General features: G+C 59.6%; 12 protein-coding genes. 5 read left to right on the top strand and 7 right to left on the bottom strand.

Annotated elements, in window-relative coordinates; genetic code table 11:
• Nucleotides 1-328: 328 nt before the first annotated feature.
• From OXE05_06395 to OXE05_06370, 6 genes are all read right to left on the bottom strand, one after another.
• The gene (locus OXE05_06395; protein ID MCY4436947.1) at nucleotides 329-1,342 is read right to left on the bottom strand and encodes a Gfo/Idh/MocA family oxidoreductase; all 1,014 of its coding nucleotides are present in this window, start codon (nucleotides 1,340-1,342) and stop codon (nucleotides 329-331) included.
• 5 nt (nucleotides 1,343-1,347) lie between these two features.
• Complete coding sequence (locus tag OXE05_06390; protein MCY4436946.1) at nucleotides 1,348-2,478, bottom strand: hypothetical protein; 1,131 nt, start codon at nucleotides 2,476-2,478, stop codon at nucleotides 1,348-1,350.
• Nucleotides 2,479-2,579: 101 nt separating this feature from the next.
• Nucleotides 2,580-2,849, bottom strand: coding sequence for a hypothetical protein (locus OXE05_06385; protein MCY4436945.1), 270 nt, complete (start codon nucleotides 2,847-2,849; stop codon nucleotides 2,580-2,582).
• Nucleotides 2,846-3,358 (bottom strand): CinA family protein, encoded by a 513-nt coding sequence (locus OXE05_06380; protein MCY4436944.1) that lies wholly within the window; start codon nucleotides 3,356-3,358, stop codon nucleotides 2,846-2,848. The genes OXE05_06385 and OXE05_06380 overlap by 4 nt, the downstream gene beginning before the upstream one ends.
• A gap of 471 nt (nucleotides 3,359-3,829) precedes the next feature.
• Nucleotides 3,830-4,141, bottom strand: coding sequence for an isochorismate lyase (locus tag OXE05_06375; protein MCY4436943.1), 312 nt, complete (start codon nucleotides 4,139-4,141; stop codon nucleotides 3,830-3,832).
• 109 nt (nucleotides 4,142-4,250) lie between these two features.
• Complete coding sequence (locus tag OXE05_06370; protein MCY4436942.1) at nucleotides 4,251-4,505, bottom strand: hypothetical protein; 255 nt, start codon at nucleotides 4,503-4,505, stop codon at nucleotides 4,251-4,253.
• A 467-nt stretch (nucleotides 4,506-4,972) separates the two neighbouring features.
• Between OXE05_06370 and OXE05_06365 the strand changes: the two genes are divergently transcribed.
• The 5 genes from OXE05_06365 to OXE05_06345 all read left to right on the top strand — a co-directional run bounded on the left by OXE05_06365 (nucleotide 4,973) and on the right by OXE05_06345 (nucleotide 12,111).
• Nucleotides 4,973-5,947, top strand: a complete 975-nt coding sequence (locus OXE05_06365) for a GDP-mannose 4,6-dehydratase (protein MCY4436941.1) — start codon at nucleotides 4,973-4,975, stop codon at nucleotides 5,945-5,947.
• Between the two features lie 586 nt (nucleotides 5,948-6,533).
• A complete protein-coding gene (locus tag OXE05_06360) occupies nucleotides 6,534-7,907 on the top strand; it encodes a twin-arginine translocation signal domain-containing protein (GenBank protein ID MCY4436940.1) in 1,374 nt (457 codons plus the stop codon).
• A gap of 263 nt (nucleotides 7,908-8,170) precedes the next feature.
• The gene (locus tag OXE05_06355; protein MCY4436939.1) at nucleotides 8,171-9,220 is read left to right on the top strand and encodes a Gfo/Idh/MocA family oxidoreductase; all 1,050 of its coding nucleotides are present in this window, start codon (nucleotides 8,171-8,173) and stop codon (nucleotides 9,218-9,220) included.
• A 188-nt stretch (nucleotides 9,221-9,408) separates the two neighbouring features.
• Nucleotides 9,409-10,533: a Gfo/Idh/MocA family oxidoreductase gene (locus OXE05_06350; protein ID MCY4436938.1), complete on the top strand. Its 1,125-nt coding sequence runs from the start codon at nucleotides 9,409-9,411 to the stop codon at nucleotides 10,531-10,533.
• Nucleotides 10,534-10,683: 150 nt separating this feature from the next.
• Nucleotides 10,684-12,111: an extracellular solute-binding protein gene (locus tag OXE05_06345; protein ID MCY4436937.1), complete on the top strand. Its 1,428-nt coding sequence runs from the start codon at nucleotides 10,684-10,686 to the stop codon at nucleotides 12,109-12,111.
• 171 nt (nucleotides 12,112-12,282) lie between these two features.
• On the opposite strand, the gene OXE05_06340 is transcribed toward OXE05_06345, so the two are convergent.
• Entirely contained in the window at nucleotides 12,283-13,239 is a 957-nt protein-coding gene (locus tag OXE05_06340; GenBank protein ID MCY4436936.1) for a peptidyl-alpha-hydroxyglycine alpha-amidating lyase family protein, read from the bottom strand.
• Between the last annotated feature and the right edge of the window lie 227 nt (nucleotides 13,240-13,466).

Raw genomic sequence — 13,466 nt, 5'->3', positions numbered from 1 at the left:
TCCGGACTGAAACTCAGTTTGGGACGCGCAGGAAACAAGCATGGCAAGTCCGGCTAGGCACACAAGCAAGCGAGTCTTCATGATATGTGCTGACACTTCTCCTCATATTCGGCGATTGCTTCGTCGACATTCTAGTCCTGGAATGTGAATTCTTTGTGAACATTGACACGCGGCAGGCCTGCGACATTCCCCAGATCCATTTATGCATCCAAGAGGTCAATGAGCCTATGGAGACCCTTGCATAACCCCACCTTCAGGCAGGGGCACTCCCTCTCCTGTCGAGGGAGAGGGAATTCTCTCGCTTCCGCTAGGGTTTCGCAAAAGTCTCCTATGGGCGCACTTCATCGCTCCGTACGGTGCGCTGTTCTTGGCTTGAGCGGCAGAGCATTTCGCAGGCGCGGAGCACTTCCAGGTTGTTGCGTCCGCTGATACCGGGCTCGACGCCATTCGCGATGTACCGGTAGAAGGCGTCGATGACGCCTTGCTCGCTGCGAGCGGGCGCCGGCGCATGCGGCACGGGCTGCGGCGGTTGCGCTTTGCCGAAGTCTGCCTGCGGCGTTTCCTGCCACTGCCAGTCTGTCCCGTCCCAGGTGAGCACTCCCTCGGCGCTTTGCACGACAAAGCGGTAGTCGTTGAAGCTGGCAATGTGCGACATGGCGTAGGTGGCAATGGCACCGCTCGCGAAGTGGAGCACGCCGGAGACGCCCGCGTCGTGGGAATACTGCGACCAGGGCGTCGTGAAACTGCGGGCCGTGACTTCGGCAACCGGCCCAAAGCAGAACACCAAATTGTCGAGATGGTGCACGCTCATGTCCCATACCATTGCAAAATGGTAGTCCAATGTGCGGGGCGTGGGCCGGTAGCGGTGATGGACGAGGTCGATGAGGTGGGGCGTGCCGTAAGCGCCACTGGCAACAGCGGCTTTCAGCGTCTGCACTTCCGTCCGGTAGCGGTAGTTCTGCGATACACAGAATCTCACGTCGGCGCTCTCTGCCTCGGCGACCAGCGCAACGGCATCTTGCCAGTTCGTCGTCATGCCTTTTTCTACGAGCACGTCCTTGCCGGCCTGAAATGCTTGCCGTGCCAAAGGGCCGTGAAATGCCGTGGGCGTACAGATGATGACGGCGTCGGCGGGGACGGCTGCCAGTGCTGCTTCGAGTTGCGAGCATGAAGCCGCCTCGTCCAGACGCGTCAGCGCCCGGGCCTCTACGAGCAATTCCGCAGAAACGTCTACGAGGGCTACAGGCTGAAAGCGCGGGTCAGCCGTCAGCACTTCCAGCGGCCACCGTCCACGGCGTCCAACACCAACGTGAATGGTGCGTATGGGAGCGTGCTCTGCCATTGCGGTCATGCCTCCTGCGCGGCAAGATGCCGGACTTTGTCTTCGTCCACCTCGATGCCCAGTCCCGGTTCGTCGGTGAGGAGGGCCGCGTCGCCCTCCCGGGGCAGCGCCTTGGCCGCAATATCGTCAGTTAAGAATTGCGGGCCGTTGAGGGCGCAGGGGTGCGCGACGCCCCACGCCGCGGCGAGGTGCACACTGGCGGCGAATGCCACGCTGCACTCGGTGAGGCCGCTGCAGACCAGCATGAACCCGGCGGCATCGGCGAGCGACGCGCAGATGCGGTTGGGCCAGAGACCGCCGGTCCGTGTCACCTTGAACGTATAGGCAGTCAGCGCGTTCTGCTTGATCATCGTCAGCAGCGGCACCGGGCCGGAAATGGACTCGTCTAACGCAATGGGGATCGGCGATGCTGCGGCAATCTGCGCGGATACGTCCGGCCTATCCGGCGCTACCGGTTGTTCGAGCAAGTCCACGCCCGCGTCAACCAAGGCATGCATGCGCTGGTGTGCCTCATGGGGCGGAAAGCCGCCGTTGGCGTCGGCCCAGAGAAAGCCGTCGGGAAAAGCGTTCCTAACGAGTTCGCACATCTGCACGTCCCAGTCCATGGCGCCGCCGACCTTTATGTTGCAGCTCCGATAGCCGCGCTCTGCGGCCTCGCTGAGACTTTCTTCCACCTCCGCCGGAGTGCTGCCGGTCACCGTCCAGCTCAGGCGCACGCGATCTGCTCGCCGGTGCGCGAAGAGGTCGATTAATGGCACACCATAGTGTCTCGCCAGCGCGTCATGGGCCGCAACATCGATAGCGGCGCGTGCAATCGGCGTACTCAGACCCCAGAGGGGCGCGATCGCGCCGTCCATGGCTTTATGAAGACCATCAAAGTCCGCCAGCGGTAAGCCGATCACTGCCGGAACGAAATGGTCCTTGAGAACGCCTATCACAGACTCTCGCGTCTCCGGCGACCAGGTGTGAGAAGGCGATCCCTCGCCCCAGCCGATGGTGCCGTCACTTGCGGTCAGCTTTGTCACGATGATTGGGCGTCCCGCTGCCGCGCTGCCGACGGTCCCCCGTGACGTTTTGAATAGGCCCTTGAACGGCAGCGTAAACGAGAATACCTCGATACTTTCTATAGTCGGCATGGGTGCTCCTTCTTGCGCATTAGCGTGCTCTGCTTGTGTCTGCAATCCAGGCTGTTCTTGAAGCCATGAAGGCAGTCCACAATGTCTGAAAACATGCAAACTTACGACTTCGAGTCGGAAGGGGGGACCACGGATGGTGAAGGATCGGCATAGGGTTTGACGCGTAGGGGCGTGTCCATGAGATACGTGAGTGTAACCCGGTCGCCGGCTTGAGGGCCGGCGTAGACCTCTTGAGCCGCGAGGTGCACTTCGTGGATCGTGTGCCGGTCCTCTTGCCAGACCAGCATCAGCTTGTAGTGGTCGACTCCCTCCAGGTCGTAGGTCTCAACCTGGAGAAGAAGCGCATTGCGTTCATAGGTGGCGCGCATCATGGCAGATTTTCACAGATCTCCTGCAGACGGTTTGCGAAACACCTCAGGATGCATTGTACCAGTCGTTCCTCATGCGAAAGTTCTGCGCTCTCTGCGGTCGACACTGTTTCAACACGAGGCGACATAACTTCGAGCACTGAACTGCCGTTAGGCGTGCGCAGCGCAAGATGGACTGAGTCCGCATTCATCGCAGGCACGTACTCCACTGCCAGTCCCCAATGCGCGCCGAACGCCTGCTGGGCGGCCGCGGCCGCACCGTCAAGGCGAACGTGACTGCCAGCCGGCTCATGCTGCCAGCTCCTGTCGCCCGTGATCGCTTGGGGCCATAGTGCGGCATCTGCCGCAAGGATGAGAGCGCCGGCAAAGTAGGCGGAGCTGCCCGGCACTGAGGTTAGGCTGCGGGAGACGAGACCGCCACTCTCAATCTCGACGCAAGCAAGTGTATCATTTCGCCTTGTCAGGAGTTTCGCTATGCGACGTTGGAGTGAGCTAACACTTTGTGCGGACACGAAATGGGGCCTTGCGCGTTACTGAGCAGATTCTATCAGCGCTTGTTCCTCAGGTGAGAGGAGACCGCAAAGACGCGATTTAGGGAACTAGTAGATATAGGCTTGTAGTCTTTGCAGGCAGCGTTCATGTCATTCCGAGCGCAGCGAGGAATCTAAAAAAGCTCCCGATTCTAGATTCTTCGTCGCTGCGCTCCTCAGAATGACAGTTGGAAGTTGGCTCAGACCTAGAGACGATCACATGTCTTGCCTCTTGCCAACCCCAGCCTAAAACTACTAATTGCTGCGATTTATTCAGTTGCCCGAAACTAAGGCCGAACGTGAGTTTAGTTTGGCCGACAATCTGGAGTAGTGCCTTAAGCAGGATAACGTCAATCGGAACATCCTGACATGGCAGTTATTTGCTAAAGCCGCTGGTGCTGCTGTGGCAACTCTCCATCCCTGGGACTATCCGGACGCCGTGGCAATACCAGGTCAGGAAGGATTATCCTGCGTTTCAGACTGCCACTTCTTCATCTCTTCCTCGATGAAGTAGTTCACCAGTTCGCGGTACATGTTTTCGATAACGCCGCCGTCCAGCCCGGCTGCCTGCGCCCAAGCTCTGCGTTGCTCCAGCATAGCCGTGAAGCGTTCCGGCGCACGTACGGAGGTCGCACTCGTCTTGAATTGGGACGCAGCCTGCACGTACGCGAACCGCTGGCCTAGCAGTCGAATGACCTCTTTGTCTATGCGGTCTATCTCAGCGCGTACGTCTTGCATGTCGCGGCATTCGTCCGGCCTTCTCACGACTTCATAAGTCCTTTCATACGCACCCTAGTTCCCCAGTGAGCGAGTCCAAGCTCCAGTCCGCATTGAGCTAAAGGAGTCCCGTACGTTTTGTGCGGTGCGCGGCCGCTCACCGCCAGATGATTTCCCATTGTACCGGGGCATCGTTGAGCGGTTGATTGTACTCATCGAGCACGTTGAAGCGCAGGCCATCCGCGCGTCGCGCTTCAATCCGTACCATGCGGACTTCATCCGTCACGGCGTAGCACCTGACGGTGCGCGGCACGCCGCGGCCCTGCGCCACGATCTCAGCGGGAAACGCGAGCGTGCGCACGCCGCGTGCGGTCTCCACCGTATACGAAAACGGTTGCCGTTCTTCAGCCATAAGCTATTCTCCGAGGCTCACGCAGCGGCAGGCACAGACAATCACGAGCGTCCTTGAGCAGGACCGTGGAATTCGCCGAGCTTGCGTACCCGAGCCATCGAGCAGAGCGTCAAGTGCGAGCGTAATTGCACCCCAGTGCGAGCGTCATTGCACCTATGATAGCATTAGAAGGTGCGACCTGATCGCTCCCATGCATAGATAGCCTCTTTGAGGTTTCTCGCCCACACTGCCTGTCCATAGTGCGCATGTGATTCTGCCTCTGGGGCTCTGTGCCGCTGCACTAACGGCGCGCTATGCCTGCCATTTCCAAACTTTCTCAAGCGGTGCTGCATGGTGCAGAGGTCGAGTCTGAAGCTCGGCCGATGCGAGTTGAGGTTTGCGCCAGGCGGCAGATTCTCTAGTGGGCGGCAGGTAGCATGTGCGAACTATTCGAGGCGCTATCGCCATTCTGAGACGAGGTAACAGCCGTGAAAACAGCGTTGATCACTGGAATTACCGGCCAGGATGGGACGTATCTTGCCGAGCATCTCATTGGCTTGGGATATAAGGTATGCGGTCTGATAAGAGGACAGAACAACCCCAAAGCTGAAGCTGTACAGCGGCTTATTCCCAATCTGGAACTCATTGAAGGTGACCTTTTGGACCAGAGTTCGCTCATTGCTGCGGTGGAAGTCACGCAGCCGGATGAAGTCTACAACTTAGGCGCGATCAGCTTTGTGCCCTTGTCGTGGCGCCAGCCGGTGCTCACGAGTGAGATCACCGGCCTGGGAGTCACGCGGCTGCTGGAAGCCGTTCGCATTGTGAATCGCGACATTCGCTTCTACCAGGCGTCGAGCAGCGAGATGTTTGGTATGGTGCGTGAAATGCCGCAAAGCGAGGCGACACCATTCTACCCACGCAGTCCCTACGGTGTGGCCAAGACGTACGGGCACTACACGACAGTGAATTACCGCGAAAGCTACGACATGTATGCCTGCTCGGGAATCTTGTTCAACCACGAATCGCCGCGGCGCGGTCTGGAATTTGTAACGCGCAAGACCACGAATGCGGCGGCGCGTATCAAGCTTGGCAGGCAGGACAAACTCTTAATGGGCGATCTGTCGCCGAAGCGCGACTGGGGATACGCCGGTGACTACGTGCAGGCGATGCACATGATGTTGCAACAGGACGAGCCAGACGACTATGTGATCGGCACCGGCGAAACGCACACGATCCAGGAGATGTGTGCAGTTGCATTCGATCACGTTGGCTTGGACTGGCAGGATTATGTGGGCACGGACCCGCGATTCTTGCGCCCGGCGGAAGTCAATCTTTTGATCGCAGACAACTCGAAAGCGCGTGAGAAACTGGGATGGGAGCCGACTGTCGACTTTCGGGGGCTCATACAGATGATGGTGGATAGCGATCTGAAGCAAGAGAGCGCCGTTGGCGAGCCGGTGTGATTCCTGGATTGTTGTAAAGCGCGAAGTATGGTATGGTGAGTGGCCTAGGTTTGTTTTCGTGGGCGCATAGGCATAATCCTGTGCGCGGGACAACAAGAACTCAAGAGGAGTGTGATTGATTTGTCTTCTGTGACCGTGCGCGACGGCGAGAGCTTTGAAAGTCTCTTGCAGCGGTTTCGCTCATCAGTAAACCGGTCCGGCGTAATGCGAGAAGTCCGTTTGCGACGGTTCTATCGCTCCAAGGCAGAGAAGGAGCGTCTGGCATTACAGCGGGCAATTCGTCGTCAGCGTCGACGCGAGGCGAAAGTTCGCAGAACGATGGGCGTTTAGTGTCAAGAGGTTTTGGCTGAGCATTGCGCGTGCCGGCGTCTAGGCGCAATTCCGGTATTGCCGTGCGCCTGAGGTGGCACGGAGACCGATTGCAGCTTGGAGTAGCTGCGATGCGCGGTGTAGCGCAAGGTAATCTTGACAAAGTTGCAACATCTCAATTAAGTTAGGAATCTGGAGCAGCGTGGCAGTATCGAAGTGCCACGAGCGGTAAATGCTCCAGGTTTTTTTAATGTATCGTGCGAAGGAGGAGATGCACATGCAGCGTATTAGTCGTCGAAAGTTTCTATACGGCAGTGCGGTAGCCGGACTTGGTTCCGCCTTCTTGGCGGCGTGCGGCCAGGGCGTGGCGCCGGCAGACGCGCCGGCAGAGGAAGCCGAGGCCCCCGCGGCTGAAGAGTCGATGAGCATGGCCGATGGGCGCACCATTATTTCGTTTTGGTCGTACATTGGCTTTGGCGCCGCAGGGCTGCACCCGCAGGTGCAGGGCCTGTCCGACATGGTCGTCAAGTATAACGCCGAGAACGAGGACAATATCCTCGTAGAGATCGTGCCCGGCAAGGGTGCGGACGAAGCGAAGACCGCGTCAGCGGGCGGCGTACCCCCTGGACTGCACTGGCATGCCTGGCCGGACAGCACCAACTTCTTTGCCGCCGGCGTGACGGTGGACCACGAGGAAGAGCTGAAGCGCTTCCCCGGCTGGACCGATCAGCGCGCTGACTACTTTGAGGGCATGACCCTTAGTACCACCTGGCAAGGCAAGCTGACCGGTCTGCCGATAAATACCAACAACAGCATCATGATCTGGAATCCGGACATCCTCTCAACGGCCGGTGTCAGCGATCCGGAAGAGGGCTGGACCTGGGATGACATGTTGGAGGCGGCCCAAAAAGCCGCGAATCCGCCCGACGTGTGGGGTTGGGACTACCACCCGCGCAGTCTCAGCCGCTGGGACCAAGTTGCCGGCAGCGCCGGTTTCACGTGGCTGAACGAGGAACAGACACGCTGGAACTTCGATTCCGAAGAGGCGATCTGGGCCACCCAGATGATTAGCGACTGGATGAACGCCTACCAACTCGCGCCGTATAAGGACGAGTGGGGCGGCGAGTTGTTCCACGACGGCAAGACGGTATTCGAGTCCCAGGGCCCGTACCGCCTGCCGACGCTCCGCCAGCGCGGCGATAATTTCAAGGTGATCCATACGCCGATTCAAACGAAGCGTCATGCGCCCAACGGCGGCCAGAACGTCGCGGTGTTCGTACAGGAAAACGCCGACATACTGGATGCGTCGCTGCGGTTTGCCCAGTACGCCGTTTCGGCTGACGCCCAAGTCTTCGTCATCAGGGCTTCCGGCGGCACGAATCTGCCGGTGAGTAGGTCCGTTCTGAACCACGAAGGTTACCAGGGCCTCATTGCCGATGATCCGGACTACGCCACGTTTGCGGCGGAATTGGAATACGGCGGCCGCTATCCCGGTCTGCCTTCGGGCTACGGTGGCTTCCAGGCTCAGCTCTTCAGCGATGGTTTCCACCCGGTGTGGCGCGGCGAGTTGACTGCCGAGGAAGGCATGAAGATCATTCAGGACATCGCACAGGTGCAGCTTGAGGCTGACATCGCGCGCATGGGCGGCTAAGGCAGGCCAGTTCAGCGGCGCGAACCGGCTTGACTTCAGCGCGGGACAGAGATGATTCGCGTCCCTCTAAGGCTGTGAGCGCCCATACAGGCACGTAGCCAAACCGTTTCTTGGAAGATTCTTGAGAAGCCAGCTAGGATGAACTAGCTGGCTTCTTGTTTTGCCAATAAACTGTATGAATTGGAGTCCAAACACTGTACGCTGCCCATGAAAATAGCTAAGCGCTATTGCCGCGCAGCGCAAGAAATAGGAGAACGAGAATTGTGGCGACGTACCGGGTAGGCGTCATTGGCTGTGGCCGGATCGGCAGCACCATTGACGATGAAGTACAGGGCAACAGCAGCGTTATTCTCCCGTTTTCTCATACGGCCGCGTATATGGAGGAGCCACGGGTGGAGGTGGTTGCCGCCGCCGATCCGGTGCGAGAAAAGCGGGACATCTATCGCCGCCGCTGGGGCGTGGAGCGCGTCTATGAAAGCCACGAAGAGCTCTTGGAGCGGGAATCCCTGGATATTGTCAGCGTCTGCACCCGCGCCGAGGAGCGGCCGGAAGTGGTGGCGGCGTGTGCCGAGGCAGGGGTAAAGGTGATCTTTGCCGAAAAGCCGCTGGCGTGGTCGCTGGGCGAGGCCGAGGCAATGCTCACAGCCTGCCGCCGCCACGGCGCCAAACTGGGCGTGGGCTGTCTGCGCCGTTGGCATCCTTTCTACCGCCAAGCCAAGCAACTCATTGACGACGGCGAAATTGGCACGGTGCTCCAAGTAACCGGCTACTGCGGTTCCACCCTTTCTCATGACGGCAGCCATTGGGTTGACTTATTGCGCTACTTTGCCAGCGACGCGCCGGTAGACTGGCTGGTGGGCGAAATCGGTGATCCAGCCGCCCTGAGCGACGATTGGGACCGGTACGGCGGCAACGCTTATGTTGCATTTCAAAATGGCGTACGCGGCTACCTGCGCATGATGGGCACCGGCGCGGCGGTGCAGGAGTGGGACATAATAGGTGAGCACGGACGCATTCGGGCCCTCGACGGTGGCCGGGAGTTTGAGCTCTGGCGGCGCGCGGGCGGCGGCAGAGCCGACCGGCCGGTGCGTGAAGCCTTTCCGCGACCGCAGCGGCTGCCAAGCCCTACTGCCGGAGCGGTTGCCGATATGGTCGCGTGCGTGGAAACCGACAAGGAGCCGGATTGCAACGGCGAGGACGGCTACGCCGCCCTGGAGATTGCCCTCGCCATGCGGGAGTCTTTCCGCCGGGGCTGCGCCCGTATAGACTTTCCGTTTGACGATAGAGAAACAAGACTGATTACGCCAACGTAACGTGTGGGGTATTCCTGCCCAATTGGCAGTTGAAATACAATAGGAGCACGACATGTCGTGCCCCTGCGTGTAACTCTCAAGTGTCAAGAGGCAGGTTATTCGGAACGGCCTTTACCGATGCTATTGGACTTCGCTAGGATTAATGTCGCCTTGGCAAAGAGAATTAACCCTATTTAAGAGGTAGAACTATGTCGCTCAAGATTCCAGTTCGCGTCGCCATGGTTGGGTTGCGGCATCCGCACGTGGGCAGCTTGGATCCCGCGCGGCCGTCGCCGGGGTACATTCACACCTTCAAACAGATTCCCGATGTGCAGATTGTTGCCTACTGCGAAGATAGCGACGCAAGGCTGCGAGATTTGGCACGGGCGTTTGATCCAGCGGCCACATTGTACGCCAGCGCGGACGAACTCATCGAGAAAGAGGACTTCGACCTCGCCTGTGTCGTGCTGCCGGCGAACGAAATACCCGACGTCGGCATAAAGTTGGCGGCAGCCGGCAAGCACTTCTTTGTGGAGAAGCAGTTTGCCCGTTCGGCGGCCGACCTGGCGCGGCTGGTGCAGGCTGTGGATCACCATCAGGTCAAGGTGCTTGCGGGGTATCCCTGGCGTTTTCATCCCGCGATGCAGGACCTCAAGCAATTCATCGACCAGGGCGTCTTTGGCGCTCCGCTTTCACTTGAGAGCCGCCTCGTAACCACCCAGGTGCGCCCCGGCAGCCGGGAGCCGACCCACTTCATGTTTACTGCTGCCAACGAGGGCGGCGGTGTGCTGCATATGCTGGGGGGACATTACATCGAGTTCATGCGCCACCTTGTGCAGTGTGAGGTCAAGACCGTGCAGGCGCTTGCGGGCCGTCCGCTGGGATACATCGACGACCCTCTCGAAGATGTGGCTGTGGTCGCGATGGAGTACGAAAACGGCGCGTTGGGCAGTTTGCACGCCGCCTATGCGCAGCCGCCCCAGGCGAGTGGCTATGACTCCTGTTTCGTCTATCGTGGCGAGCACGGCTGGGCAAACTGGACACCCGTGGGCGGGCAGGTGCTGGAAGTCGTCAGCGATGCGCCTGCGTGGTCGGGCGCGCCGCAGAAGAGCATCGAATATAACCCCGCAATGATGTCTGTTTACGGCGGCCATCGTTGGTTCTACGACATCTTGCGGCAGTTCGTGGCAGAACTCCATACCGATCGCCCGCCCGCCGTGACCTTGGAAGATGCGCTCCACGTGCTGCAGGTCATCGAGGCCGCGTATCAAGCGGCGCGCACCGGCAGGCAGGTAAACGTGGAGTATGGCGTGAAGGCCGCCCTTGGTGCCTAGCGCCGGCAAGTTTCGGGCGTAAGTGGTAATCGCGCTCTAAATGTGCCTAGCTCACTCTTGACGGTGAAAAACGTTGTGGCTATGCTGCAAGAAGCAACCACAACGGTTGTGATCGCAATGGTGGTGCTCTCTCATCAAGGAGGTTTAGTGATGAACAGACTGAATGGGAGCGAGATTCGTGGAGTTTCACGTCGCACCCTTTTGGGTGGGGCGGCTCTATCCGGCGCCGGCGTGCTCCTGGCTGCCTGCGGCATGCAGGCCGGGCCATCGGGTGACGGCGAGGAGATGGCGCAAGGCGACGCGCCGGCCAAAGAGGAAGCCAAGGCCCCCGCGGCCGAGGGCGCAACTCCGGTCCTCTTCTGGCAGTGGGGCATCACGTATGTCCCAGGCTTTGAGGCGTTAGTGGGGGAGTACAACGGGCTGCAACAAGAGGTTGCGCTTACGGTTGAGAAACCGCCGGGAGGCTATTGGGATGCGGTACTTGCCGCCCTCGCCGCCCAGACCGGCCCCGACATCTTTCTGATAAACGGCGTGAACATCAAGTCGTGGATAGATGGCGGTCGGGTGGTAGGCGACCTTTCGCAATTCTTTGCCGCTGATCAGCAAGCAACAGAAGACCTGGGAGCAGTGCTGCCGTCCTTCGTCGACTGGTACTCAACTGACGGTAAAGCGTCCGGGACACCATGGGACTATAGCACGAGCAACACGCAATATAACGAAGAGCACGTCGTGGCAGCCGGTCTGACCCCACCCGCCGAGCTCGGTGACGGCTGGGACTGGGACGCGATGCAGGAGTACGCCGAAAAGCTGACCCAGCGCGATGGCGAAAACATCACGCGCTACGGCCAGGGACACCTGCACGGGATCGAGACCGGCTGGGGCAATTACATCCAGATGAACGGCGGCAGCGTGCTCAATGAGGATCGGACACGGTGCACCATCGCCTCCGAGGAAGCGATCGATGCGGTGCAGTTCTGCGTGGATCTGGTGCAGAAGCATCGCGTTGCGCCAACCCGCGACGAGTACACGGCGATGCGCGAAGGTGGACTCCATCCATCCGCGCTGATGATTTCAGGTCTGGTCTCAATCTTCTCCGCGGGAGACTGGTATTGGAATCGCTACAAGGACCATCCCGATTTGGATTGGGATGTTACCTTCCTGCCGAAGGCGCCAACTACCGGACAGACCGGCAACAACAGTAACTTCCGCGGCACCGTGATGAACCCGCAAACGTCAGTGCCGGACGCAGCCTGGAAGTGGTTGGCCCACTCGCTTACGAAGCCGGTGCAGGACAGCATCGTGGCGAACTTCAATGAGGTTCCGGCCAGGCTTGACTCCGCGCTGGAGCTCTATACCAGCACTGAAAAGTCGGGTCCGCCGGCATCTCGCGCTCAGCTGGAAGACTCGCTGCGCGCGACCATTTCGCTGCCGACCCATGACGTGGTGACCTGGCAACAGATGATCCGCGAAGGCATCAACCCCAGCATGAATCCGATTTTCGATAACGAAATCGGTGTGGCTGAAGGTTTGCGGCAGGCGCAGGACCAGATTAACGCCCTCTTTGACGCTGCAGGCTAGCATTGCCCTTAGGGCGCGCTGCGCTTGATTCGAACGCAAGCGTGCGCTGCGCAATACGGACATGTGCGAGAAGAACAAGGAGCGAGAGAACCACATCGGTTCTCTCGCTCTTTTCATTTGTCCCTCGTTGCAATAGGGCCTTATGGGATAGGGCGGCGCATCACGACGGAGCTAGGCCGGCTGCCGGATGAGCTTTTGCAACGACCGCAGTTCCCGCGGCGGGTCGAGCTTCATGCCGTACTCGCTCCAGGAAACCTCCGCTACATAGATGTCGCCCTTAGAGTCTACGGCCAGGCTGTGCGGTGAGTAGAAGCGGCCGGGTGCGTCGCCGTAGGACTCCCTGCCCAGGCGCGCCAGCACGTTGCCGGCGGTGTCCAGAATGGAGACGCGCGGGCCGAGGTCCATGCCCATTGCGTTTGAATCTATGCCGCCGAAATACTCGCCCACGTAGACCAGGTCCTCGCCGCGCGGGTCCACGAGCACGCAGGCGGCCTTCGAGAGGTTTACCCATTGCGTCAGGTACGTACCGTCTGCCGCAAAGATCTGCACGCGGTGATTCTCGCGGTCGGCTATGTACACGCGCCCGGCGGCATCCACCGAGATGTCGTGCACGATGTTGAAATGTCCCGGCTCGGTGCCGGACGCGCCCCAGGAGTGGAGCAGTTCACCATCCCCCGAAAACTTGTGCACGTGCGCGTTGCTGTACCCGTCCGCCACGTAGAAGTCTTCTGAATCCGGCGCAAACGCGACCGTCGTCGGGCGGTTGAAGGGCTTACCGCTCATTGGCGGCGGCGGTTCGCCAGGTGTGCCAAGGGTCATGAGCAATTCGCCGGCCGGCGTGAATTTGCGCACGGTTGAGTCACCGCTATCGATGCAATACACGGAGTCGTCCGGCCCTACCGCAACCCCATGCGGCGTGTCGAAGATGCCGTGACCCCAGGTGCGCAGCACGTTTCCGTCCGAGTCGTAAACGACCATGGGATGAGTACCGCGATTGAAGACGTACACGTTGTCGTGGGAGTCCACTGCTACGGACGTGGCCTCTTTGTAATTGGCGCCCGCCGGCAAGTTGCCCCAATTAGTCCCAGATACCGTGTATGTGTAGTTTCCGTCGCCAAGTGTGACCATTGCTTGCCTCTGCTCCTGTTAATCTTAGCTATTTGGCCTTGCCCGCTGCGAAGTCAACCCCCTGCGGGCAGCAATCACAGTGTAACCGTTTTCAAGAGAGTAGGCATTGGAGTCGCTGAGCCGCATTGGCATCGGCTCGTCCTGCGACAGTTTACCTGGGAAGTGGCCTCCTCTCGGTGGCTTGTGGTGTTGCGTTTGGCCTCCCTTCAAGAATGCTCTCATGTGAA

The sequence above is a fragment of the Chloroflexota bacterium genome, assembly GCA_026710945.1.
Classification (GTDB): domain Bacteria; phylum Chloroflexota; class UBA11872; order VXOZ01; family VXOZ01; genus VXOZ01.
This window is presented reverse-complemented; position numbering and strand designations above follow the sequence as displayed.